Origin of the sequence: Sphingomonas sp. (assembly GCF_017744835.1) — a bacterium.
Lineage (GTDB): Bacteria > Pseudomonadota > Alphaproteobacteria > Sphingomonadales > Sphingomonadaceae > Sphingomonas.
The window spans coordinates 217,666-242,668 of the sequence record NZ_JAGIAM010000002.1; the positions used below are offsets into that span (position 1 = coordinate 217,666).

General features: G+C 67.6%; 15 protein-coding genes. 4 read left to right on the forward strand and 11 right to left on the reverse strand.

The window, feature by feature from the left end; genetic code table 11:
- Window positions 1–12: 12 nt before the first annotated feature.
- Together J7500_RS07040 and J7500_RS07045 are read right to left on the reverse strand one after the other, a co-directional pair.
- Window positions 13–1,029, reverse strand: a complete 1,017-nt coding sequence (locus tag J7500_RS07040; RefSeq protein WP_294060925.1) for a zinc-binding alcohol dehydrogenase family protein — start codon at window positions 1,027–1,029, stop codon at window positions 13–15.
- Entirely contained in the window at window positions 1,026–3,392 is a 2,367-nt protein-coding gene (locus tag J7500_RS07045; RefSeq protein WP_294060927.1) for a glycoside hydrolase family 95 protein, read from the reverse strand. Before J7500_RS07045 ends, J7500_RS07040 begins: the two co-directional genes overlap by 4 nt.
- A 101-nt stretch (window positions 3,393–3,493) precedes the next feature.
- Here J7500_RS07045 and J7500_RS07050 point away from each other — a divergent pair, with 101 nt between their 5' ends.
- Window positions 3,494–4,318, forward strand: a complete 825-nt coding sequence (locus J7500_RS07050; protein WP_294060929.1) for a rhamnogalacturonan acetylesterase — start codon at window positions 3,494–3,496, stop codon at window positions 4,316–4,318.
- Window positions 4,319–4,501: 183 nt separating this feature from the next.
- Window positions 4,502–7,948, forward strand: coding sequence for a TonB-dependent receptor (locus J7500_RS07055; protein WP_294060931.1), 3,447 nt, complete (start codon window positions 4,502–4,504; stop codon window positions 7,946–7,948).
- A 102-nt stretch (window positions 7,949–8,050) separates the two neighbouring features.
- Here J7500_RS07055 and J7500_RS07060 read toward each other — a convergent pair whose 3' ends face one another.
- The 3 genes from J7500_RS07060 to J7500_RS07070 all read right to left on the reverse strand — a co-directional run bounded on the left by J7500_RS07060 (window position 8,051) and on the right by J7500_RS07070 (window position 17,314).
- Entirely contained in the window at window positions 8,051–11,095 is a 3,045-nt protein-coding gene (locus J7500_RS07060) for a glycosyl hydrolase family 28-related protein (RefSeq protein WP_294060932.1), read from the reverse strand.
- Between the two features lie 73 nt (window positions 11,096–11,168).
- Window positions 11,169–14,162 carry a TonB-dependent siderophore receptor gene (locus tag J7500_RS07065; RefSeq protein WP_294060934.1) on the reverse strand — a complete coding sequence of 998 codons (2,994 nt, stop codon included), beginning with the start codon at window positions 14,160–14,162 and terminating at the stop codon, window positions 11,169–11,171.
- Window positions 14,163–14,293: 131 nt separating this feature from the next.
- Complete coding sequence (locus J7500_RS07070) at window positions 14,294–17,314, reverse strand: glycosyl hydrolase family 28-related protein (RefSeq protein ID WP_294060935.1); 3,021 nt, start codon at window positions 17,312–17,314, stop codon at window positions 14,294–14,296.
- Between the two features lie 211 nt (window positions 17,315–17,525).
- Here J7500_RS07070 and J7500_RS07075 point away from each other — a divergent pair, with 211 nt between their 5' ends.
- Window positions 17,526–18,023, forward strand: a complete 498-nt coding sequence (locus J7500_RS07075) for a gluconokinase, GntK/IdnK-type (protein ID WP_294061121.1) — start codon at window positions 17,526–17,528, stop codon at window positions 18,021–18,023.
- Here the strand turns inward: J7500_RS07075 and J7500_RS07080 are convergent.
- Together J7500_RS07080 and J7500_RS07085 are read right to left on the reverse strand one after the other, a co-directional pair.
- A complete protein-coding gene (locus J7500_RS07080) occupies window positions 18,013–18,690 on the reverse strand; it encodes a FadR/GntR family transcriptional regulator (protein WP_294060936.1) in 678 nt (225 codons plus the stop codon). The genes J7500_RS07075 and J7500_RS07080 overlap by 11 nt on opposite strands.
- Window positions 18,691–18,729: 39 nt before the next feature.
- Entirely contained in the window at window positions 18,730–20,076 is a 1,347-nt protein-coding gene (locus J7500_RS07085) for a gluconate:H+ symporter (RefSeq protein ID WP_294060937.1), read from the reverse strand.
- A gap of 322 nt (window positions 20,077–20,398) precedes the next feature.
- On the opposite strand from J7500_RS07085, the gene J7500_RS07090 reads away from it, so the two are divergent.
- Complete coding sequence (locus J7500_RS07090) at window positions 20,399–20,650, forward strand: helix-turn-helix transcriptional regulator (protein ID WP_294060938.1); 252 nt, start codon at window positions 20,399–20,401, stop codon at window positions 20,648–20,650.
- A 7-nt stretch (window positions 20,651–20,657) separates the two neighbouring features.
- Here the strand turns inward: J7500_RS07090 and J7500_RS07095 are convergent, their stop codons facing one another.
- The 4 genes from J7500_RS07095 to glmU are packed head-to-tail and all read right to left on the reverse strand — an operon-like array spanning window position 20,658 to window position 24,919.
- The gene (locus J7500_RS07095; RefSeq protein WP_294061123.1) at window positions 20,658–21,374 is read right to left on the reverse strand and encodes an HPP family protein; all 717 of its coding nucleotides are present in this window, start codon (window positions 21,372–21,374) and stop codon (window positions 20,658–20,660) included.
- A 35-nt stretch (window positions 21,375–21,409) separates the two neighbouring features.
- Window positions 21,410–23,233, reverse strand: coding sequence for a glutamine--fructose-6-phosphate transaminase (isomerizing) (gene glmS / locus J7500_RS07100; protein ID WP_294060939.1), 1,824 nt, complete (start codon window positions 23,231–23,233; stop codon window positions 21,410–21,412).
- 22 nt (window positions 23,234–23,255) lie between these two features.
- A complete protein-coding gene (locus J7500_RS07105) occupies window positions 23,256–23,567 on the reverse strand; it encodes a hypothetical protein (RefSeq protein ID WP_294060941.1) in 312 nt (103 codons plus the stop codon).
- The gene (glmU, locus tag J7500_RS07110) at window positions 23,564–24,919 is read right to left on the reverse strand and encodes a bifunctional UDP-N-acetylglucosamine diphosphorylase/glucosamine-1-phosphate N-acetyltransferase GlmU (RefSeq protein WP_294060942.1); all 1,356 of its coding nucleotides are present in this window, start codon (window positions 24,917–24,919) and stop codon (window positions 23,564–23,566) included. Before glmU ends, J7500_RS07105 begins: the two co-directional genes overlap by 4 nt.
- Between the last annotated feature and the right edge of the window lie 84 nt (window positions 24,920–25,003).

The window sequence follows — 25,003 nt, forward strand, 5'->3', positions numbered from 1 at the left end:
CGTCCGCCCTGTTCAAATCTCGACGATCGCCTTGATCACCCCCGCGCCCGGCGTCATCCATTCCGCCATTCGGCCGGGCAGCTCGGACAGCGGCGCGCTGTGGGTGTGCATGGCGGTGGTCGGCACCTCTCCGGCGCGGATCGCCTCGATCACCGCGGCGAAGTCCGCCAGTGTGGCGTTGCGGCTGCCGAGCAGGCTCATCTCGCGGCGGTGGAACTCGGGATCACTGAAGCGGATCGTGTCAGGCACGACCGAGACGAGCACATAGTTGCCGCCATGCGCGACATGCTCGAAGCCGGCCTCGATCGCGGCGGCGCTGCCGGTCGCGTCGAACACCGTGTCGAACCCGTCGCCGCCGCTGGTTTCACGAAGGCGATCTCCGACTCCGTCGTCGAGGACCAGCGCGGCCCGCGCGCCGAGCGTCTGCGCACAGAACGTGGCGCGGGCGGCGTTGCCGTCGATCACCGTCACCTCGGCACCGGCCCGCACGGCGAAGAGCGTCACTGCCATGCCGATCGGCCCCGCCCCCGACACCAGCACCTTCTGCCCGGCGGAGAGTCCCGCGCGCTCGGCCGCGTGGCGGCCGATCGACAGGAACTCCACCATCGCCGCCTGGTCGAGGCTGAGCCCCTGCGCGTCGATCACGAAGCGCGCATCGACCGCCAGATACTCGGCGAGCCCGCCATCGCGGTGGACCCCCAGCACTTCGATCCGCATGCAGCAATTGGTCTTGCCCTTCCGGCACGCCGCGCAGGTGCCGCAGGAGATATAGGGCATGATGCAGACCGTCGTACCGATCGCGAAGCGGCCTTCGTCGTCGGCCTCGACCACTTCGCCCGCCAGCTCGTGGCCGATGACGCGGGGATAGTCGACATAGGGCTGGGTCCCGCGGAAGATGTGATAATCGGTGCCGCACATGCCCACCCGGCGGATGCGGACCAGCACCTGGCCCGGCTCGCGCGAGGGGCGAGCGCGCGCGCCGCGTACCAGCACGCCCGGCTCTGCGCAGACCACCACTTCCATCGTCATGCCCTCCCGAAGTCCCGTGCCTTGAGCCGCACCTCGCGGCCTGGGCGGATCCGGACCTCGCGCCGGCCCTCGCCCAGCCGGACGATCCGGCGCCCCTCGACGCTGCCGCGGATGCGCGCGGACTCGAGCCGGCCGCCGCGCCAGCTGAGATCGATCGTGCAGCCGCCGCGCGTGCGCAGCCCGGTCACCGAACCCTCGGGCCAGGCCTGGGGCAGTGCGGGGAGCAGGCGGATCTCCTCGCCCTGGTTCTGCACCAGCATCTCGGCAATCCCCGCCGCGCCGCCGAAATTGCCGTCGATCTGGAACGGCGGATGCGCGTCGAACATGTTCGGATAGGTGCGCTCGGGGCCGAGCAGGAAGCGCAGGATCGAATGCGCGCGATTGCCGTCGCGCAGCCGCGCCCAGAGATTGATCCGCCACGCGGTCGCCCAGCCGGTCGCCTTGTCGCCACGGATCTCGAGCGAGCGCTGCGCCGCGCGCGCCAGCTCGGGGGTGCGGTCGACGTCGATCTGGCGGCTCGGATAAAGGCCGTAGAGGTGCGAGACGTGGCGGTGGTGGATGTCGCCAGCGTTGGCGTCCCAATCCTCGGGCCATTCCTGGAGCTGGCCCTGGCTGCCGATCTTCATCGGCAGCAGCCGCTTGCGCGCGGCGACGACTTCATCGGCGAAAGCCGCGTCGCCGCCGAGGATGTGCGCCGCAGCAGCGGTCTGGTCGAACAGATCGCCGACGATCTGCATGTCCATCGTCGGCCCGTGGATCAGCGACGAACCATGGCCATGGTCGTTCTCGGGCGAGAGCGACGGGTTGGTGACGAGACGCCCCGTCTTCGGATCGACCTGCAGCGTATCGAGGAAGAATAGCGCCGCGCCCTTGAGCACCGGATAGATCGAGGCGAGATAGGCCCGGTCGGGGTTGTACTCGTAATGCTCCCACAGATGCGTGCACAGCCACGCGCCACCGGTGGGCCAGAGCCCGAACTTGGCGCCGTCGATCGGCGCGGTGGCACGCCACAGATCGGTGTTGTGATGGCAGACCCAGCCGCGCGCGCCATACATGTCGCGGGCCGTACGCGCGCCGGTGACCGCAATCTCGCGCACCATGCGGATCAGCGGCTCGACGCATTCGGGCAGGTTGGTCGGCTCGGCCGGCCAATAATTCATCTCGGTGTTGATGTTCACCGTGTACTTGCCGCCCCAGGGCGGACTGGGCTTGTCGTTCCAGATTCCCTGGAGATTGGCGGGCTGGCTGCCCGGTCGCGACGATCCGATCAGCAGATAGCGGCCATATTGGAAATAGAGCGCGGCGAGCGCCGGGTCGTTCGCGGTTTCCGACTGGCGGATGCGCGCGTCGGTGGGCAGCGCCGCTGCGGGGCTCGAGCCCAAGTCGAGCGTCACGCGGCGGAACAGCCGGCGGTGCTCGGCGGTGGTCGCTGCGGCGATGGTCGCGAAGGAGCGCGACGCGGCCTTGGCGATCTGCGCGCTGGTGATCGCGGCCGGGTCCCCGCTCACATCGTCGAAGCGGCGATAGCTGGTCGCCATCGCGATCAGCAGCGTCAGCTCGTCGGCGCCGTCGACCACCAGCTCCTGCCCCGCGGCGGACACGCGCCCGCCTTTGGGCTGGGCGAGCAGCCGTGCCTCGAAGCGCAGCGCACCGGGGATGTCGCCGTGGCGATCGTTGCGGCCCGCGAGCAGCAGCGTGTCGACGCCCTCGGGCGCGACGGTCCATTGCTTGAGCGGCGAGGCGAAGCCCAGCCGGCAGCTGATCGCGCCGCGGCGGCTGGCGGAGAGATGGACCGCGATCACCTGGTCGATCGGCGAGGCGATCACGCGGCGGCGATAGGTGACGCCGCCGATCGTGAATTCGGTCTCCGCCATGGCGGAATCGATGTCGAGCGAGCGGCGGTAGCGCTCGGGCGCGTCGCCGATCCCCGCCATCGCGATCGCCAGGCTGCCCACCGTCTGAAACGCGGCCTGGCGCAACGGCGTGGCCATCACATTGGCGTTCGCGAAAGCCTCCGCCTCGGGATAGCGGCCGTCGAAGATCAGCTTGCGGAGCTGCGCCATATTTGCCTTGGCCCGGGGGTTCACCGGGTCATAGGGACCGCCCGCCCAGAGTGTGTCCTCGTTGAGCTGGAGCTGCTCGTTCGCGACTCCGCCGAACACCATCGCCCCGATGCGCCCGTTGCCCACCGGCAGCGCCTCGGTCCATTCCTTGGCCGGCCCCTCGTACCAGAGCAGATTGGCATTGCCGGACCGTGTCCGGGGCGCCGCGCGCGCGGCACCGCCGGCCAGCGCCACCCCCGCCGAGAACAATCCCAGCGCGCCGCGGCGCGTGGCTGAGGGAAACAGCAATCGGTTAGACAATGGACCCTCTCCGCTCTCGTCTTTCAGTTCGGTTATCACTTGTAGAATACAATTTCATCTGTAAAATTCCTAGGCGGAGCAAAGTGAGGAACAGATAGTCAATGGGCGTCTTCACGCATTGGCGTCTCCCCGCCCTGATGGTTGTCGCGCCGCTTTCGGCACAGGCACAGACCGCCACTGCTCCGGCCGAAGCACCGACCGAGCCCGTCCGCCGCATCGAACCATCGAAGATCATCCTCGTCGGCGATTCGACCACGGCAGTGATGGGAGGCTGGGGGCCGAGCTTCTGCGCTTATCACGTCACTTCCTTCATGGCCTGTGTGAATCTGGCTCGCGGTGGACGCAGCTCGGGCAACTATCGGACGGAGGGCTCCTGGGAGGTGGCGCTGGCGGAGATGCGCACCAAGGGTTATCGCGACATCTGGGTCGTCATCCAGTTCGGCCACAACGACCAGCCCGGAAAGCCCGGCCGCTCGACCGATCTCGTCACCGAGTTTCCCGCCAATCTCGCACGCTACGTGGACGAGGCGCGCGCTGCCGGCGCGAAGCCGATCCTGGCCACCCCGCTCAGTCGGCGCATGTTCAGCGAGGCCAAGCTCCAGAACGACCTCGAGCCCTGGGCCGCAGCCGTCCGCCGGGTCGCGGTCGACAAGCAGGTGCCGTTGATCGACTTGAATGCGGACAGCGCGGCCGCGTTGCAGGCCATGGGCGAGGCACGCGCCGATCGCTTCGCCCAGCTTCCCAAGAGCTCTGCACCGGTCGAGCCGGTGGCTTCCACGGAAGTGCAGGATCTGCCGATGGCCCAGCGCAAGCTCTCGTTCGACCGCACCCATCTCGGCACCGAAGGCGCCGACTATTTCGCCGCGATGGTGACGCGCGAACTCGCCGCGGCCGTCCCGCACATGCGGCCTCTGCTCCTCCCCTGAGCGGCACGAACACCGATCCGAGCGAATTCTGAATGTGAATAACACTTGTGCTAATAAAAATTACAGACTAGGTAACCGGTAGCAATCCCCGCAACAGACGGGGTGCGATAAAGGGAGCGATCAGGCGAAAGGGGGCCCGCTGCGGGTCAGAGCCACCGCTCCCCAAAAGGGAGAAGGAAAGGCATGATCGTTTCGGAAGCCGTCCACCGTCGACTGCTCAACGGCGTCTCGTTCGGCGCAGTCGCGCTTGCACTCGGCTGTGTCGCATTCCCGGCGGCCGCACAGGAAGCGCCCGCGGCAGTCGCGGTGAGCGAGGACGCTTCCGCGACCACGCAGGACGCCGACACCGCTGCCCAGAGCAACGAGATCGTCGTCACGGGCTTCCGCGCATCGCTGCGCAGCTCGCTGCGCGAGAAGCGGGATTCCAACGTCCAGCTCGACGCGATCAACGCCGAGGACATCGCCAACTTCCCCGACGCCAACCTGGCCGAGTCGCTCCAGCGCCTGCCCGGCGTGTCGATCGACCGCGACAATGGCGAGGGCCGCCAGATTTCGGTCCGCGGCCTGGGCGGCGACTTCAACCGCACCCGCCTCAACGGACTCGAGGCGCTGGCGACCGCCGGCTCGAACGATGCGGGTTCCAGCCCCAACCGCAGCCGCGCGTTCGACTACAACACCTTTGCTTCCGAGCTGTTCAGCTCGCTGCGCGTCCAGAAGACGCCTTCGGCCGAGACCGACGAAGGCTCGCTGGGCGCAACGATCGACCTGATCACCGGCAAGCCCTTCGACTACAAGGACGCGGCGTTCGCGCTCTCCGCTCAGGGCAGCTACCAGAAGAATTCGGAGCGGTGGTCGCCGCGCATCGCCGGGCTCGTCTCGAAGCGCTTCATGGGCGGCGACATGGGCTTCCTGATCTCGGGCGCCTACAGCAAGTCCGACAATGAGCTCGACCAGTACCGCCGCGGCGTGGGCTCGGCCGACTATCTATATCGCGGGGCCGACTTCGCCGGCAACGAAACGCCCCAGCGCGGAGGTTTTGCAGCGCCGACTGGCACCAACCTCGGTACGGCGATCACCAATCCCGACGCCATCGCGCTACTGACCGGGTCGGACCCGACCGCTTATGCGAACCTCTATCCGGGCGCGCCGTTCAACACGCCGGGCCGCTTCGACGATTCACAGGTCCGCATCCCGGCGCTGCCGGCAATCGAGCAGCAGAACGTCAAGAACGACCGCCTGGGCCTGACCGCGGCCTATCAGTGGAAGATCACGCCCCGGACGGAGCTGACGATCGACGGCGTCTATTCGCGCTTCCACAACACCAGCATCTACAACCAGATCTCGCCGGTCGGGCTCAACCGCAACAACACCAACGCGGCCTACAACACCGCGGGCAACAACCTGACCCCTTCCGCGGCGCGTGCGCTCTATCCGGGCCTCTGCACTCCGGCGGCCGAAACGGATCTCAACGCGCCGATGGACTGTGGCCAGCAGCTCTTTGGCACCACGCCTGCATTCGCGACGGCATATGACCAGAACGGAAATCTGGTGCCGGCGGTGCTCGGCGGAGCGGCGGTCGTGCCCGGCGGCACCAGCCCTGCCAACGCCAACATCTTCAGCACCAATCCTAACAACCTCGATCCGTACGACTATTACAACAACCCCAATTCGGTGGGGTACATCCCCTCGACCAACCGCCTCGCCTATCGCGGGCAGTTGATCGGCCGCCCAGCGGTGAAGGTGCTCGAGTCCAACGTGACCAACGGCCTCGCCGACTATCTGGTGCTGCAGAATGTCGACTTCCGTTCGGCGCAGGACCAGAACGAATATACCACCGAGTTCCGCCAGGGCTCGATCGCCCTCACCCACGAATTCAGCGACACCTTCCGCGTCTCCGGCCTCTACGGGCAGTCGCGCTCGACCAACGTGTCCGAGGGCCGGCTCGTCGAGTTCAACCGCATGGATAGCCAGGGGCTGTTCGTCTACGACGAGCGCGACGGCGGCCCGATGCCCAAGATGGACTTCGGCTTCGACGTCGCCGACCCGAACAATTGGGAGACGGTGAAGGGCTTCTCGGCGATCCGCCGCTACGTGCGCCACACCACCAACACCTATGAAGGCGGCAAGCTCGACCTCGCCTGGGACGTGAACCCCGAGTTCACGGTCAAGGCCGGCTTCACGCGCCGGACCTACACTTTCTACACCGACCAGTATGAGCGCGTCAGTGACTTGCTCAATCCGACGCTGAAGGAGGCGGGCGTCACCGCCGGGTCGGTTGCCCAGACGATCCAGTTCGGCCAAGGCCTCAACGTGCCCGAGGGAACGCCGACGAGCTTCGTCGTTCCCAGCATCGCCAAGTTCGACGCGCTATACGACTTCACCTGCAATTGCGTGAACCAGTGGGGCGACTGGCGCATCACCCGCAAGCGCAACCGCACCACCACCTTTGGCGTGACCGAGACTGACACCGGTGGCTATCTGCAGGTCGAGTGGGACACCGACGTGCTCGGCGGCCGCTTCCGCGGTAACGCGGGCACGCGCATGGCAGTGACCGATCTCGTCTCCACCGGCGAGACCACCGCGGGCCGGCCGATCACCGGCTCGAACAACTACACCGACTTCCTGCCCTCGGTGAACCTGGTCTATGAGCCGACCAACAAGCTGGTGCTGCGTGCCAGCGTCTCGAAGGTGATGGCGCGGCCGCTGCTGGGCAATCTCTCGCCTTCGATCTCCGCGATCAGCATCCCCAATACGGGGGATAATTTCGGCGGCACGCTCACCATCGGCAATCCCAAGCTGAGTCCGTTCCGTGCGACCAACATCGATCTGAGCGCTGAGTGGTATTTCGCGCCCGGCGCGCTGATCTCGCTCGCAGCCTTCCACAAGGAGATCGACAGCTTCCCGCAGACGATCCTGTACGAGGCGCAGCTCTCCGAGTTCGCGGACGCCGAGACGATCGAGGCGCTCAAGGCGCAGTTCACCAACGCCAACCAGATCGCCTATCTCAACGGCAACTATCCGTTCCTCGCGCGCCAGTACCGCGATGCGCCCGGCGGCTATGTCCGCGGCATCGAGGCCAATTTCCAGATGGATCTCACCTTCCTGCCGGGCTTCCTCAAGCACCTTGGCGTGATCGTGAACGGCACGTACATCGAGTCGGAGATGACCTACATCCTCGACCCGGGCACTGCGACGATCCCGCAGACCACCGGCAAGGGGCCGTTCCTGGGCGTGTCGCCCAAGGCGCTCAACGCGACGGTCTATTACGAGACCGACCGCTTCCGCATCCGTCTGTCGAGCGCCTATCGCGCAGGCTACAGCACCACCTATCCGCTCGCCGCCGGGTCGTGCTCGCCGGGCATCTCGACATCGCCCGTGCCGACCAACCCCAATACGGCGGTCAGCTATTGCGGAAGCCCGCTGATCAACGACTTCATCTTCAGCAAGGCGACGTTCAATCTCGACGCCTCGGCGAGCTTCAACGTGACCGACTGGTTTTCCATCAACGCGGAAGCGCTCAACCTGACCAACCAGACTAGCGACCGCTACGCCTATCAGGGCCAGGACGTGGTCTCGCAATATGCGAGCTCGGGCACCGTCTATCGTATCGGCGCGCGCGTGCGCTTCTAGCCACGCCCACGCCCCCGGCACCCAACCTCCCCAGGTGGTGTGCGCCGGATCGGATCATGGGAACACCTGGTGTTCCCCCTTCCGGTCCGGCGCTTTTTTTGTTCAGCGGAGGCGGACGGCGTAGAGCGCGCGGTGCGTGAGGGCGAACAGCGTGCGCCGGTCCGCGCCGCCGAGGACGAGCTGGAGCGGGCGCTCGGGCACGTCGATCCGGCCGAGCGGCCTGCCGTCGGGCGCGTAGACGAAGATCTGCCCGTTCGCGACGTAGACGCGCCCCTGTGCGTCGGCGACGGCGCCCTCGCCGCCGCGCTCGGCGAACGGCTTCAGATCGGTGAGGGCCCCGCCCGGGCCTACCTTCGCCGAATAGGTGCGGTTCTCCGATCCGTTGGTGACGAAGACCCGTGCGCCGGGCTCGCCCTGGATCAGGCCATAGCTGTCGAGCGAATCCGAGAAGCGCAGGCCACGGTGATCGGGCGGGCCCTGGTGGAAGACGCGCCATGCGGGGAGCACGACGCTGCCGTCGGGCGAGACATATTCCTGCGCCTTGGGCACCGCAACGTCGCGCGCGAACATCTCCGCGAGGGTGGTGAATTCGTAGGTCTTGGGGTTCAGCTGGTCCTTGAACTCCCCGTTGTTCCACCAATTGGCCGGCATTGCCACGCGGGCGCCCGGGTGTGCGGCGGCGGGGGTCGGGGTAATCACCGTCAGCTCCTGGTCGGGCGCGCCCGGGCGGAAGCTGTAGACGGTGCCGCTCTGCCCCCAGGACGACAGCACCAGCAGATTGCCCGAGCGGTCCACGGTCAAGTTCACCGGATCGAGCGCGGCGTCGCGGACGATCTCGAGCCGGCGGTCGTCGGACCAGCGATGGATGCGCCTGAAGAAGCGGTCGATGAAATAGAGGCTGCCGGCCGCGTCCACCGCGCCGCCGCCGATCGAGTGGAAGCCGTCGGCGAGCTTCTCCACCGTCGCGCCCTCGAATGTGACGGGCGTAGCCGGGGCGGGCTTTGCCGGCACGTCGAGCACGGCGAATTCGCGCTCGCGGACGTCGAGGCCGTGGGTGACGTCGCGGATCGCGTTCTCGAACGGGAATTTGGTGACGCGCAGGAAGGTCGCGCAGCCATTCTCATCGCAAGTGCCGAAGCCGCTCTCGCCGTTCACATGTACGTTGCGGAAGCGGATGTCATGCGAGTTGTAGAGCGTGACGGCGGCGGGCGCAGGCTTGCGCGTGCGGGTGACGCGATAGCCGTGGAAATTGGCGACTAGGATATTGCGCGAATCCCGGATCTCGAGCGCGACCGTATCCGGCCCCTCTCCCGCCTCTTCCTCGGTCTGGGGCGCGAGCAGCTCCCAATTGGCGACGCGATTGAGCCCGATCTCGGTGCGGACATGGTGCTCGACCGAGGCCTGGATGATGCGCCCGGGGGTCTCGGTGTCCGAGACGAGAATACCGGGATTGGCGAAGGTGCTGGGGCTCCAGATATTGGCGAAGGTGCCGCCGCCGCCCTGCGTCACCCACAGGCTGGCATATTGGCCGTCCCAGCGACGTGCCGCGTCGGGATCGGCGGAGGCATTGTTGTTGTAGGGGACAAGGCGGGTGCCGTCGTAGCGGTTGGTGCCGTGGCCGCCCTGGAACTTGACGTCGTTGACCATCGAGGCCGCCCCCGCCTTCCACAGCAGCGCGGTCGCGCGCGGATTGGCGCCGTTGGTGTCGAGCCCGAGGCCCGCGACGATCGCATCGCCGCCCGCCGCGCTCTCGACCAGCGCCTTGGGCGCGCCGATGCCTTGATAGGCAGACGATCCGTCGGGGAGCACGATCTGGGTCAGGCTGGGGTGCAGCCCTAGCAGCACGGTGTCGGGGCGCAGGCGCAGCGTGTCGCTGACGCGGTAGAACCCCGCCGGAAGATAGACGACGCGGTGGCTGTCGATCGCCTTCTGGATCGCGGCGGTATCGTCCGTCTTGTCGTCGCCCTTGGCGCCGAGCGTGCGGACGCTAACCCAGTCGGAGACCGGCGGCAGCGCCCGGATCGCTGGGCCGCCCGGAGACGGCAGCGCAGCGATCGGCTCGGCCTGGATCGCGGTCTTGTACTCGCCCATCTGCCCGACGCCGGGCAGCGTGAGGCCGTGGGTGAACGAGGTGACCTTGTAGGTGGGGCCTGCGCCCTTCACCTCCCGGCCGCTGTCGCTGAAGCGTGCGAAGATGGGCGTGTTCGCGGCGACCAGGTTCTGGAAGCCGACCTGGGTATAGACGTCGCGCTCCTGCGAGATGATCACGCCGGCCTTCGAGACATTCTCGAAGCGCACGTCCTGGCCCCACAGCCAGTCGCCATAGCCGCGGTCGATCTCGATGCCGACGGGCACGTTGCGGAACGCGACGTTGAGCAGCGTCAGCCCCGCCTCATGCTCGCGGATCGCGGCGTCGCGCTGGCCCTCGAAGCTCGAATCGACCAGCGCGAAGGGCCAGGCGGGCGAGGTCTTCTCGGCGAGGATGCCATAGCGCCCGCCCCGGAAGTGGAGGTCCTCCGCTTCGTTGGCGACATGGTAGAGGCCGGCGAGGCCCGAACCGATGTCGAAATCCGCATGGCTGACGAAGCTGTGCTGCGCGGCATGGAAGCGGATCGCGGTCGCGGCGGGGTTGCCGTCGAGAATGCGGAAGTCGATGTTGCCGAGCGCCGAGTAGAAGGTGCCCGAATTGGCGTCGGGCAGGTCCTTGTCGAAATGCACGCTGCCGGGCGGCGGGAAGGCGACCGGACCGGCAGGCCGGTTGTCATGCCCGGGTCGCCCGCCGGCGAAGATCAGCATGTGCGCGACGCCCTTCTGGAACCCGGGCGTGTTGGCGCCAAGCAGGATCACCGGGCGCTTGGCGCCGACGCCGAAGATGCGGACGCCCGGCCAGAGCTTGATCGTGCGCGTGATGCGATAGGTGCCCTGCGGCAGGAAGACGATACCGCCGCCGGGCTTGTCGGCCGCCGCGTCGATCGCACGCTGGATCGCGGTGGTGTCGTCCGCCTTGCCGTCGCCGACGCCCGAAACCCGGACTGCGGCAGGCTCGTCGGGTGCCGTGAGATAGACCGATTGCGAAGCTTCCGCGGGAAGCGAAGCCGCCAGGAGCAGCAGAACCGCTGCCGCACCACCCATCAGTCTTCGACGCATGTCACTCCTCGGGAAAAAAGATCGTCCCGGTCTTGCGACCGGGACGAGTTCAGGGGGGCGTAAACTTGATTGCTCAGAAGTTGAGGCGGACGCCGATGCGGTAGGTGCGACCGATCGTGTCGTAGAGCGCCGGATTGACGTCCAGGCCCGTGTTGGTCTGGGGCGACGGCACTGGATCGACGTTGAACAGATTGTCGATCTTGAAATAGGTCTTGATGCCGGTCGTCAGATTGTACGAGCCGCCGACGTCCACATAGAGGGCACCCTTCATCCGGTTGTAGTCGATCGTCGGGTGGTTGCCGGTCGAGACCGGGCAGGCCGACGTGCAGACGACATATTGGTTGCCGAAGACGCCGTTCGAGAACCAGCGCTCCTGGATGTTGAAGCCGAAGCGGTCGTTCTCGTAGCTCTGCATCGCCAGCACCTTCCAGTGCGGCGTGTTGCCGGTGTTGGCGCCGGCCTGATCGACTTCGTCCACCCCCGCGATGCCTGCGTCGACGAGGAACTCGCGAATGTGCGTGCCGAGCGCGCGGATCGTGAAGGTACCCGGCAGGCCCAGCGGCTGGCGCCACTGGTAGCTCGCCTCGATATCGAAGCCGCTGGTCTTCCACGAAGCGAGATTGAACGGCTGGACGTTGATGAAATTGCCGCCCTGCACCGGGCTGTTCAGCACGAAACCGCCGCAGAAGGCATCGTTGCCCTCGAAGCAGAAGCGCACGATCTGGTCCGCCGTCAGCGTCGAGACCACGCCGTCGAGCTTGATCGTGTAATAGTCGACCGAGAGGTTCAGCCCCGGCGCCCAGGACGGGTTGGCGAGGACGATGCCGACTTCGGTGTTGCGCGCGATCTCAGGCTTCAGATCGGGGTTGCCGATCGTGTTCTGGAAGGCCTGCACCGCGCCGCCGGGCGGGAACGGATTGGCGAAGTTGGGCAGCGTCGTCACGGTCGGCGCCGCGAACAGCTCCGACAGGTTGGGCGCACGCACGTCGCGCGAAGTCACCGCGCGCAGGCGAATGCCGTCGAGCGGCGTATCCCAGGTGCCGCCGATCTTCCACGCCCAGACCGTGCCCGACGTGCTGTAGTGCGTCACGCGCGCGGCTCCGTTGAGGTTCGCGCGGCCGAGGCCGTCGCCATCAAACAGCGGCAGGTTGAGCTCGGCGAAGCCTTCATACACGTCATAGGCGCCGCGGCCGTTCTTGTAGTTGCCCGCGGCCCAGTTGCTGCCCTGCGCCGCGTTGAGCAGCGGATCGGCCGGATAGGCTTCGCTGTTCGGGCTCAGGTCGCTGACGCCGGCACCATAGGGATCGGCGTTCACGCGGTAGAATTCGTGGCGATATTCGCCGCCGAACGCGAGCGTGAGCGGACCCGCCCAGAGGTTGAACAGGTCGCCCGAGAAATTGACGCTGGCGACGTCCTGCGTGAGCTTGGTGTGCTGGAACGGGCCATTAGGCGGCGTGACATAGGCGAGCGCCGCCGACGAAGGCGCGGCGCCGCCGAAGATGTTGATCGGCTGGCATCCCATCGCCCGCGCCTGCGGATCGGCGCAGACGATCGCACCGTTCAGCGTGACGGCGTTGGTCGCGGCGACATAGCGGTTCTGCAGGACGATATCGTTGACGTCGATATCGGAGATGGTGATGCCGTGGGTGTAATAGGCATCATAGTTCCAGTCGCCCCCGCCCACGTCGAACTGGCCCTTGAGCCCCGCGACGAAGCGATACTGGCGCCGATCGGTATAGACCTGGGGATCGGGGAAGTTGCCGTTGCTGGAGCCGAAACTGAAAGAAGTGATTCCTGCAGTGGCGCAGCGGTCGCGGACCAGCTGGGGCAGGAACGGGTTGGCGCACTGCACGGTGAGGCTCGGGCGGTTGTACCCCGGGCTCGGCTGGTTGTGCGTCTTCACCTGCGCGACGTTGACGGTCACGTAGAACTCGTTGTTCGGCGCGAAGTCGAAGCCGATCCGGCCGAAACCGTTGACGCGCTGGAGCGCCGAGACCAGCGACGCGCCCGAGCCGGGCGCGCCCGACAGGTCGCCGCCGACGCAGAAGCTGTTGCCGGGGAAACAGTTGCTCACCCGCCCGTTGCCGAGCGGCTGGCCGTTCGACCCATAGTTGAAGTTGAACGGCGCGCCATTCGCATCGAAGGCGATGCCCTGGAGCGGCCCGTTGTTGATCAGGCCGTAGAGCGCATATTGATAGGGCTGCGCATAGTCGCGGTAGTTGAACTGCGGCAGGCCGTTGTTGGTGACGCCGGTGTTGAGCAGCGTCGAGGCGCGGTACCAGTCGCGGTCGCCCGCGAGGTCGAGACCGAAATTGCCGGGGCCGACGCCCTGGTCATGGGCGTATTCGCCGCTGAGGATCACGTGCAGCGTGTCACCGGCGAAGGCGCCGCCCCAGGCGCCCTGCGCGAGGATCTGCGCATTGTCGCCATAGGTGCTGATGCCGCCCTGCAGATTGGCCTTGAAGCCCTTGAAGCGCGTGTCGGTGATGAAGTTCACCACGCCGCCGACCGCGTCCGAGCCGTAGGAGGCCGAGGCGCCGCCGTTGACGATGTCGACGCGCTTGACGAGCAGCTGCGGGAACAGGCTGATGTCGGGAACGCCCGTCACGTTCGCGCCGACGACGCGCTGGCCGTCGAGCAGCGTCAGCGTGCGGATCGGCTGGAGGCCGCGCAGCGAGAAGGAGCTGAGGCCCTGCTGGCCGCTCGAGGTGCTGAAGGTGCCCGTCGAGGTGCCGGTCGAGCCCTGGAGCGAGGGCAACTGCGCGATCGTGTTGAACAGGTTCGGCTGCGCGGCGGCGGTGATCTGCTCCTCGCCGAGGACCGTCGTCGGCGTCGGCGCAGTGAAGCCGCTGGCGATGATGCGCGAACCGGTGACGACGATTTCGCCTTCCTGCTGGGCAGTCGGCTGCGGAGCTGGCGGCTCCTGCAGCGACGCCGGCGCGGGGTCGGCCGCGGGCGCTGGCGCCGGTGCCGTCTGAGCGTGTGCGGTGCCGGCGAGCGCCATGGCTACCAGGGCCGTCAGGCTCACGCTGCAGCGCTGCCGAGGCAAAGCGAAAATCCCCTCCATCTCCTACCCTCTCCGTCGATTCTTTTCGGATTGACCGTCAGGCGCCGGCTTTTCGCTCTTTGCGCCACTGTCGGACGGTATCGCCCGGCCTGCCCGGCCGCACGTACGACAAAGGTCGTAGCGTCTCCCGATCAGGGCCGGGCGGCGTAGAGCGCGTGGTGCGTGAGGATGAACAGCGTGCGCCGATCGGGCCCGCCGAAGAGGATCTGGAGCGGCCGATCGGGCACGTCGATGCGGCCGATCGCCTTGCCGTCGCTGCCGTAGACGAACACCTGGCCGTTCGCGACGAAGACGCGGCCCTGGCCGTCGACCGCGACGCTCTCGCCGCCGCGATTGCCGAAGGGCTTGAGATCGGCCAGCGTGCCGCCGGCACCCACCGTGCCGCTGTAGGTGATGTTCTCCGAGCCATTGGTCACGAAGATCCGCTCGCCCGGCCGGCCGCTCACCAGCCCGTTGGCATTGAGACCGTTCGACCAGCGCCAGCCGGCATGGTCGATCGGACCCTGCTGCCAGACGCGGAAGGCGGGGAGCGCGATGCTGCCGTCGGGCGAGACATATTCCTGCGCCTTGGGCGTACCGACCTCGCGCGCGAACAGCTCGGCGAGCGTGGTGAACTCGTAGGTCTTGTGGTCGAGCTGGTCGCGGAACTCGCCGTTCTGCCACCAATTGACCGGAAGCAGCGTCCGCGCCCCGCTGCCGGCGCGCACCGGCGTCGGCTGGATCACGGTGAGCTGGTCGGGCGGGCCGGCCGGATCGAAGGAATAGACCGAACCCTTGGGCCCGAGCGACGACAGCACGAGCAGGTGGCCCGACGCATCGACCGCGAGGTTGACCGGATCGAGCGCCTGATCGCGAACCGTCTCCAGACCTTTGGCGTCGGTCCAGCGATGGATGCGCTGGAAGCGCCGGTCGATGAAATAGAGCGCGCCCTTCGCATCGACCGTGGCACCGGAGATCGACCAGAAACCGTCGGCGAGCTTGTCGACCGAAGTCAGGCTGGCGGAGGGCGGTGCGATGGTGCGGCCGGCCGCGCCGATGTCGAGCTGGGCGAACTCGCGCTCGCGGACCACCAGCTTGCGCGACACGTCCTCGATGGCATTGTCGAACGGATATTTGCTCGCGCGCAGGAAGGTGCCGCAGCCTTCGTCGTCGCAGCTCGCATAGCCGCTCTCGGCGTTCACATGCAGGTTGCGGAAGCGGATGTTCTCCGAATTGAACAGCTTCACGGCGCTGCGCTGGGGGGCATAGCTGCGCGTCACGCGATAGCCGTGGTAGTTGGCGAACAGCAGGTTGCGCGAGTTGCGGATCTCCAGCGACACGGCATTCGGGCCGTCGCCCACTTCCTGCTCGGTCTGGGGCGCGAGGAATTCCCAATTCTCGACATTGTCGAGGACGAACTCGTTGCGCGCGTGGTGCTCGACCGACACTTCGTAGATATGGCCCGGCGTGCGGGTGTTGGTGATGGTGAAGCCGGCCGAGGCGAAGGTGTTGGGGCTCCACACGTCGGTGAAGGTGCCGCCGCCACCATCGGTGACCCAGATGCTCGGATATTGCGCGTCCATGCGCCCGTCGGTCACCGGATCGCCGCTGTGCGCCGAGAGGATGCCGAGCGGCTTGCCATCGGCGGTGGGCGTGCCGCCGCCGCCCATGATCTTGACGTCCTCGACCAGGCTGTTCTCGCCCGATCGCCACAGCAATGCGGAGGCGCGCGGGTTCACGCGGCCCGTGAACAGGCCGAGCCCGGACAGGATGTTGTCGCCGCCGGCAGGAGTCTCGAGGATCGGCACCACGGGGCCCAGCCCGCGGTGGAGCGGATTGTCGTCGGGGATGTAGAGCTGCGTCATCGCCGGATGCAGCCCGACCAGCACCGTATCCGGGCGCAGCTTCAGTCGATCGGTGACCTTGTAGAAGCCGGTGGGGAAATAGAGGACGCGGTGTCCGTCGATCGCGCGCTGGAGCGCGGCGGTGTCGTCGGCCTTGCCGTCGCCGACGACGCCGAGGCTGCGGACGTCGACCCATTCGGCCATGTCGGGGAGCGCACGGATCGCGGGCGCGCGGCGCCGGGGCATCGCGGGCAGCGAGCGGATGTCCGCCACGGTCTTGTACTCGCCCGTCCGGCCCAGCTCGGGAACCGCCAGGCCGTAGGAGAAGGATGCGACCTGATACGCCCTGCCCTTGCCGTCGACGGTGCGCCCGGTGTCACGGAAGCGCGCGAAGACCGGGCTGTTGACCGCCAGCGCATTCTCGAAGCCGACCTGAGTGAAGACATTGTTCTCGTTCGAGATGACGACGCCCGCGCGGCTGACGTTCTCGAAGCGGACGTCCTTGCCCCAGAGCGAGTCGGAGTAGCCGCGGTCGATCTCGATCCCGACCGGCGTGTCGCGGATGGCGACGTTGACCAAGGTCAAGTCGACCTCATGCTCGCGGATCGCGGCGTCGCGCTGGCCTGCGAAGCTGGAGTCGATCAGCGTGAACTGCCACGCCGGCGAGGTCTTCTCGGTGACGATGCCGTAGCGCCCGCCCTGGAAGTGGACGTTCTCGATGACGTTGCCCGCCTGATAGACGCCGGCGAAGGCCGAGCCGAGGCGGAAGTCCATGTCGCGGAGGAAGGCGTGCTGGGCCATGCGGAAGCGCACGCCCGCCGCCGCAGGATTGCCCTCGCCGATCTCGATGTCGACGTTGCGCATCGACGAGTAGAAGGTGCCCGAATTGGCGTCGCGCACCACTTTGTCGCGCGGCACGACGGTGGGCACGGGCACCGGCACCTTGCCGACATTGTACTGATCGTCGCCGCCGAAGACGATCATCGTCGAGACGCCCTGCTGGAACCCCGGCGTGTTGGCGCCGAGCAGGATCACCGGGCGCGTGGGGCCGACGCCATAGACGCGGACGCCTGCCGGAACGACCAAAGTGCGCGTGATACGGTATCTGCCCGAGGGCAGGAAAACGAGCCCGTGGTGAGTCTTGCCGACGGCCTGGTCGAGCGCCTTCTGCAGCGCGTCGGTGTCGTCGGCCCTGCCGTCGCCCTTTGCCTGGACGGTCACGGCATCGGGCTCGGCGGGCGGGTGCGGGAAGACCGACGCGCCCTGCGCGAGAACCTGCGCCGGCGCGGTCACTGCCAGCACACCAACCAGAGCGCAGTGCATCCTCATCCAGCCCTCCACCGCCATCAATCAATCCTGATCGCTAACCGACCGTCCCGCCAGAGGCATCTGCTACCAAGGTCGTAGTTTCCAGCCCGCCGGCATCCATCCAAAGGTACGGCCGCATCGGCCCCGGCCATGCCCGACCGGCCTCACCAGTATCGAGGATGTCGCCTTGCCCCCTATTGTTCGTCCTGCGTCGCCGTTCGCCGTGATCGTCATGGGCGTGAGCGGCTGCGGCAAGTCGACGCTGGGCGCGTTGCTCGCCGAGGCGCTCGGTTGCCCCTTCCTCGAAGGCGACGATTTCCATTCGCGCGAGGCGATCGCCAAGATGCGGAGCGGACAGCCGCTGAGCGACGAGGACCGCTGGCCGTGGCTCGACCGGCTGGGCCAGGCGACCGCCCAGTCGATCGCCGAGCATGGCGCGGCGGTCGCCGCCTGCTCGGCGCTGCGGCTGCGCTACCGCGACCGGCTGCGCGCCACGATCGGGCGGCCGGTACAGCTGGTGCTGCTCGAGAACAGCCGCGAGCGGCTGCTCGAGCGGCTGACGGCGCGGCCCGGCCATTTCATGCCGGTGGGGCTGCTCGACAGCCAGCTCGCCACGCTCGAGCGCCCGCAGCCGAACGAAGCGGCGCTGACCCTGGTCACCGAAGAGGCACCCGGCCTGCTGCGCGACCAGGTGCTGGAACGACTGGAGACCGCCCCGCTCAGGGCATGAGGCGGCGGCGGCCCTCGCCGAGGTGCCAGCGCATCGCCAGCGCGGCGCGCTCCGGGTCCTGCATGCGGATCGAATCGACGATCTCCTCATGCTCGTGGAGCATCACCGCGATGACTTCGGGCGGGCGCGACCGCGAGATGTCGACGCCGGCGCGCATCACCTTCTCGACGTCGGACCAGAGCGCGTCGAAGGCATGGAGGAAGGCGGGGTTGCCGGTCGCCTCGGCGATGCAGCGGTGCAGCTCCATGTCCTCGTCGTGCGCCGGGGCGCTCGACAGCAGGGTTTCACGCAACCGCGCCATTGCGTGCTCGAGCCGGTCCATCTGCTCGGCAGTGCGGCGCAGCGCCGCGAGGCGCGCCGCCTCCGCCTCGAGGACGAAGCGGACCTCGTAGCTGCCGAGCGTGGTCGGCAGCTCGACGAGCGGCATGAAGGCGATCAGCCGCTCCGACGGGCGCCCCTTGACGAACGAGCCGGCGCCGCGCCGCGCCTCGGTGATTCCGTCCGAGGCAAGACGAACCAGCGCCTCGCGCACGATCGCGCGCGACACGCCGAACAATTCGGCGAGCTTGGACTCGGACGGAAGGCGCGCGCCCACTTCCAGGTCCTTCGTCTTGATGAACTCGACGATGCCCGCATAGGCCTGATCGGAAAGCCGCACGTGGTTCATCGGAGCAGTCTTCCTTCGTTCGGCATCGCCATCGCCGGGCTATAGTATGGAGCTGCCGAGAAGTACCAGCAGCAAGCCTATGACCGCGATCACGGTTTCCATGATCGACCATGTCTTGAACGTGCCGGGCATGTCGGTGCCCAGATAGCTCTTCACCAGCCAGAAGCCCGGATCGTTGACGTGCGAGAAGAACAGCGATCCCGCGCCGATCGCGAGCACCATCCATTCGGGCGCGACGCCCGAGGCGGCGGCGAGCCCCTTCATCATGCCCGCGGTGGTGATCGTCGCCACGGTCGCCGATCCGGTCGCGAGGCGGATGCACACCGAGACGCTCCAGGCGAGCAGCAGCGGCGAGATCGCGCCGCCGGCGGCGAGGCGCACCAGCATGTCCGAAAGGCCGGCGGAGACCAGCACCTGCTTGAGCGCGCCGCCCGCGCCGATCGCCAGCAGCACGCCCCCGGCGGGGAACATCGCCTCGTTCCAGATCGTGCGCTGGATGCCGGCATCGAGCATGCGGCGGCCGAACAGGAGCGGGAGCGCGGCGAGCGTCGCGACGAGCAGCGCGGAGACGGGGTGGCTCACCAGCCCGAGCCAATGCATCTTGGCCGCGAGATCGGGGGGAAGCAGCGCGACCGCCTGCCCCGCCGCGATCAGCACCACGGGCAGCAGGATCGCGGCGAGCGCGCGGCCGACGGGCGGCGTCGGTGCTTCGACCTTGGCAGGCTCGAGCAAGGGCGGGCTCAGCTTGACGCCGGGCGCTGTGAAGCGCGCCAGCAGCGGGCCGGCGATGATCGCGGTCGGGATGCCGACCAGCAGGCCATAGACGAGGGTCAGCCCCAGGTTTGCCCCGAGCGCGTCGACCGCGAGCAGAGGGCCCGGATGCGGCGGCACCAGCGCGTGGACGACCGACAGGCCGGCGAGCGCGGGCAACATGAGCTGGAGTTTCGCCGCGTCGCCATTGCGGCCGCTCGGCAGCGCGGCGGCTGCCGAGGCGACGATCGGGAGCAGCAGCACCAGCCCGGTCTCGAAGAACAGCGGAAGGCCGATGACGATCGCCGTGACCAGGCTCGCCCAGGGCGCACCCCTGGGCCCGGAGAGACGGAGCGCCGAACGCGCCAGCCCGCCGGCGCCGTCCGAGAGCTGGAGCATCGCGCCGAGCCCCAGGCCGAGCGCGACCACCAGGCCGGTGCCGCCGAGGATGGCCCCCGCGCCTTTCTCGACTGCCTTGGCGGTTTCCTCCATCGGCAGGCCGGCGAGCAGCCCGACGGCGAAGGCGCCGCAGAGCAGCCCGACGAAGGGGTGGAGCCGGCCCCGGATGATCAGCACGATCGAAAGGGCAATGCCGCAAATGGCTGCGGCGACGAGCCGGTAATCGGCCGGCGTCATCGCGCGATTCGCCTGGATACAGGGGCCGGATCATGGCCGCCCGAAAGCGCCTGCTGGAACTGAATGGTCCGCCCCCTCTCCCAAGGATGTCCGGTTTCGTGCGACCGAAACCTGTTGGACAGCTTTTATACGTCAACCACCGAAATGCCAAGGTTTTCGGAGTATGAGCGCCAGTTTGCCCCAAATTTGCGAAGAATCGGCTTGAACCTGTCTAACCAATTCCCCTATGGTACCGTTAACGAGTCCAGGGGCCGGCTTCGGTCGCGGCGCCCGAAAATGGATCGGCAAAAGAGGGAGAGGCACGATGCATCCAGTGGCGGACATGCATGACGATCTCGGCCAGCGCGAACGCAGGGCAGCCGAACCGGACCGGTCGGCGCCGCAGCTGACGCCCACGCAGATGCAGGTGCTGCGCTGCGTTCATTCCGGACTGTTGAACAAACAGATCGCCCATGAGCTGGGCATCGCCGAAGCGACGGTGAAGGTTCACATGACCGCGGTCATGCGCAAGCTCAACGTGCGCAACCGTACCCAGGCCGCGATCGCCGCCAGCCAGTTCCGGCTGGTCGCCTAGCGGAGCGTTACCGCCGCCCGCCCGTGGCCCTGCGCAGGGGCACGACCTTCTCCTGATCGGCCGCGCGGCGCTCGAGCGCATGGATCTCGGCGCGCGAGAGCAGCAGGTCGAGATCCTCGCGGCTGATGTCGAAACTGTCGGGCAGCTCGGCGAGCGCGCGGTCGATGTCCTCCAGGTGCAGCCCCGAAGCCTCGAGCGGCGGCCCCGCCGGAACCGCGACGTGCGGGTAGCTGTGGCCCGACATGCGGTGGAAGAACATGCCGAGCGAGACCAGCGCGATCGAATTGAGCGCCACCGGCGCGAAGGCGAAGGTCAGCCCCGCCATGTGGATGTCCTGCGTGCCGATCACCGCGGTCAGCGCCGCCGCGCCGCCGGGCGGGTGAAGGCAGCGGCACAGCGACATCGCGAGGATCGCCGCGCCCACCGCCACGCCGGCCGCGATGGTGTGATCGGGGATGTACCGGAACGCGAGCACCCCCATGAGCGCGGAGATCGTGTTCCCGCCGACCACCGACCACGGCTGGGCGAGCGGGCTCGACGGCACCGCGAACACCAGCACCGCCGATGCGCCGAGCGGGGCCACGATGATCGGCAGATTGTGCAGCGCCAGCGGAAACTGCGAGCAGACCACGATCGTGAGCGCCAGACAGACAGTCGCGCCGATGCAGGCGACGATACGATCGCCGAGGCGCGCGCCCGCGAGCACTGGACTGAAAACCCTGATGTTCATGATACCCCGGAACGGCCCGACGTCCGCCGCTATTCGACCGTCACCGATTTTGCGAGGTTGCGCGGCTGGTCGACGTCGGTGCCCTTCGCCACGGCCACATGATAGGCGAGCAGCTGCACCGGCACGGCATAGACCAAAGGCGCAATCAGCGGATGGACGCTGGGCATCTCGATGGTCGCGATCGCGTCCTCGCCTGCCTGGGCAAGGCCCTCGGCGTCGGAGATCAGCACCACGCGCGCGCCGCGGGCCTTGGCTTCCTGCATGTTCGACACGGTCTTGTCGAAGAGCGGGCCCGAGGGGGCGAGAACGATCAGCGGCACGCTGTCGTCGATCAGCGCGATCGGCCCGTGCTTCATCTCGCCCGAGGCATAACCTTCGGCGTGGATGTAGCTGATTTCCTTGAGCTTGAGCGCGCCTTCCAGCGCCAGCGGATAATCGGGGCCGCGGCCGAGATAGAGCACGTCGCGCGCCTGGGCGATCGTATGCGCCATCGCTTCGATCTCCGCATCGTGCGCGAGCGCGGCGTTGATGCCGGCGGGCGCCTCGATCAGGTGGCGGACGATCTCGCGCTCTTCGTCCTCGGCGAGCTTGCCCTTGGCGCGCGCGAGATTGACTGCGAGCGCGGCCATCACGGCGAGCTGGCACGTGAAGGCCTTCGTCGAAGCGACGCCGATCTCGGGGCCGGCATGGGTCGAGAGCAGCAGGTCGACTTCGCGCGCCATCGAGCTGGTCGGCACGTTGATGATGCCCGCGGTGGTGACGCCATTGGCCTTCATGTGGCGCAGCGCCGCGAGCGTGTCGGCGGTCTCGCCCGACTGGCTGACCACCACGCCCAGCGTGTTCGGCAGCAGTACGGGATCGCGATAACGGAACTCACTAGCGACATCGACTTCGACCGGCAGGCGGGCGAAGCGCTCGATCCAGTATTTGCCGATCATCCCGACATAGGAGGCGGTGCCGCAGGCGACGATCGCGACGCGCTCGATCTTCCTGAGGTCGAAGTCCATGTCCGGGAGCGCGACCTTCTGCTCGACCGGGCGGACATAGGACTGGAGAGTCTGGGCGACCACGACGGGCTGCTCGTAGATCTCCTTCTGCATGAAATGGCGGTGATTGCCCTTGTCGATCAGCGCAGCCGATGCGCCCGAATGGACGATCGGGCGCTCGACGGCATTGTTCTCTCGATCGAAGATCTCGATCTTCTCGCGCGTCACTACCGCCCAGTCGCCTTCCTCGAGATAGGCGATGCGCTGGGTGAGCGAGGCGAGCGCGTGCGCGTCGGAGCCGAGATAATTCTCGCCCTCGCCATAGCCGACGGTCAGCGGCGCGCCGAGGCGGCCGCAGATCAGCATGTCGGGCTGGTTGCGGAACAGGAAGGCGACCGCGAAGGCGCCGTGGAGCTGGGGCAGCACCGCGGCGACGGCTTCACGCGGGCCGTGTCCGCGCTCGAGCTCGCGCGCGACGAGGTGCGCGACGACTTCGGTGTCGGTCTGGCTGAGGAAAGTGCGCCCTTCGGCGATCAGCTCGTCGCGCAGCGGCTTGAAGTTCTCGATGATGCCGTTGTGGACGATCGAGACGTCGCCGACGATGTGCGGATGGGCATTGTCCTCGGTCGGCGCGCCGTGCGTCGCCCATCGCGTGTGGGCGATGCCGATCGTGCCGGGGAGCGGCTTCTCGGCCAGGCGCTTGCCAAGGTTCAGAAGCTTGCCCTCGGCACGGCGACGCTCGATCCGGCCGTCGTTCAGCGTGGCAATACCCGCCGAGTCATAGCCGCGATATTCGAGCCGCTTGAGCCCCTCGAACAAACGCCCGGCAACGTCCCCGTTCCCAACAATACCGACGATTCCGCACATCTGGATTCGATCCCCTGCCGCATCAGTGCGGAAATTTGGTGTCCACGAAAGTCCGAGTGAATTCGTGCGGATCGGGCTCATGCCCCTGCGCCGCGACGAACCGCACGCGTCCCTTTTCCCACACTTCCCGGATAGCGCCCTGCATCCCCTCGGGGAACTGCATCCGCGATTCGACCATCTCGCGCCAGCTGCCTTCGGCGCCGAGAGTCGCGCGCAGCTGCGGCTCCATCGACGTCAGCGTGGCTGCAGCACTCGAATCAAGATGCCCGATCGCGTCGAGCACATAGCTGTCGACCAATCTGAGGAACGGCTTTCCGGCATAACGATCGGTCACTTGGCTGCCTTTCTTGCCTGCATGCGTTCGCGGAAGCGCTTGGCCCAGCCGGGTTTGGCTTCCTGGCGGGCGCGCGTGAGCCCGAGCGCGTCGGCCTCGACGTCCTGCGTCACCACCGATCCCGCGCCGACGATCGCGCCGTCGCCGATCTTCACCGGAGCGACCAGCGCGCTGTTCGATCCGATGAAGGCGCCGGCGCCGATCTCGGTGCCATATTTGAAATAGCCGTCGTAATTGCAGGTGATCGTACCCGCGCCGATATTGGCGCCCGCCCCAACCTTCGCATCGCCCAAATAGGTGAGGTGGTTGGCCTTGGCGCCCTTGCCCAGCACCGCCTTCTTGATCTCGACGAAATTGCCGACCTTGGCGCCCTCTTCGAGCACCGCGCCGGGGCGCAGTCGCGCATAGGGTCCCACCGCAACGCCGCTGGCGATCCGCGCGCCCTCGATATGACTGAAGGCGTGGATCGTGACCTGGTCGGCGACTTCGACGCCCGGGCCGAACACGACATTGGGCTCCACCGTCACGTCGCGGCCGAGCACCGTGTCATAGGAGAACCACACCGTCTCGGGCGCGATCAGCGTGGCGCCGTCCGCCATAGCGCGGGTGCGGCGCGCCTGCTGCCACTCGGCCTCGAGCGCGGCGAGCTCGCCGCGGCTGTTGACGCCGGTGACCTCGTGCGCGTCGGTCTCGATCACCGCCGAATGGCGGCCCTGGCCGGCGGCGAGCATCACAATGTCGGGGAGGTAATATTCGCCCGCGGCATTGGCGTTGGTCACCTGCGCGAGCAGCCCGAACAAGTCCTTCGCGCCCACCGCCATCAGGCCCGAGTTGCACAGGGTCTCGGCGCGTTCCTCGGCGCTCGCGTCCTTGAACTCGACCATCTTGACGATATGCCCCTGCCCGTCCGCGATCACGCGGCCATAGGCGCCGGGATCGACCGGGCGGAAGCCGAGCACGACCGCGGCGGGATTGTCGGCGCCGTGCAGGCGCTCGAGCATCCGGCGCATCGTCGCAGTCGAGACCAGGGGCACGTCGCCGTAGAGGATCAGCACGTCGCCATCGAAGCCGGCGAGCGCCTCCTCGGCCATGCGCACGGCATGACCGGTGCCGAGCTGCTCCGCCTGGTGGACGGTCTCCGCTCCGTACGGGTGCACGGCCGCCTCGACTTGCTCGCGGCCGGCGCCCACGACTACGACGTTCCGCGCCGGCTCGAGCGCGGCGACGCTGTCGATCAGGTGCAGCAGCATCGGCCGGCCGGCGATCGGATGCAGCACCTTGTGCGTATCGGATTTCATCCGCGTGCCCTTGCCCGCGGCAAGGATGATCGCGGCTATCGGTCGGTCGGACACTCTGATGAACCCCTCGCCCGGCCGCCGCGCGACCGGGACAATCCAGCCCTGAAGCCCCGCCCTGCCACGATTGCCTTGCCAATT

Coding starts and splice junctions, on each gene's coding strand:
- J7500_RS07040 (WP_294060925.1), bottom strand. CDS start 1,029: ATGACGATGGAAGTGGTGGTCTGCGCAGAGCCGGGCGTGCTGGTACGC.
- J7500_RS07050 (WP_294060929.1), top strand. CDS start 3,494: ATGGGCGTCTTCACGCATTGGCGTCTCCCCGCCCTGATGGTTGTCGCG.
- J7500_RS07055 (WP_294060931.1), top strand. CDS start 4,502: ATGATCGTTTCGGAAGCCGTCCACCGTCGACTGCTCAACGGCGTCTCG.
- J7500_RS07060 (WP_294060932.1), bottom strand. CDS start 11,095: ATGCGTCGAAGACTGATGGGTGGTGCGGCAGCGGTTCTGCTGCTCCTG.
- J7500_RS07065 (WP_294060934.1), bottom strand. CDS start 14,162: ATGGAGGGGATTTTCGCTTTGCCTCGGCAGCGCTGCAGCGTGAGCCTG.
- J7500_RS07070 (WP_294060935.1), bottom strand. CDS start 17,314: ATGAGGATGCACTGCGCTCTGGTTGGTGTGCTGGCAGTGACCGCGCCG.
- J7500_RS07075 (WP_294061121.1), top strand. CDS start 17,526: ATGGGCGTGAGCGGCTGCGGCAAGTCGACGCTGGGCGCGTTGCTCGCC.
- J7500_RS07080 (WP_294060936.1), bottom strand. CDS start 18,690: ATGAACCACGTGCGGCTTTCCGATCAGGCCTATGCGGGCATCGTCGAG.
- J7500_RS07085 (WP_294060937.1), bottom strand. CDS start 20,076: ATGACGCCGGCCGATTACCGGCTCGTCGCCGCAGCCATTTGCGGCATT.
- J7500_RS07090 (WP_294060938.1), top strand. CDS start 20,399: ATGCATGACGATCTCGGCCAGCGCGAACGCAGGGCAGCCGAACCGGAC.
- glmS (WP_294060939.1), bottom strand. CDS start 23,233: ATGTGCGGAATCGTCGGTATTGTTGGGAACGGGGACGTTGCCGGGCGT.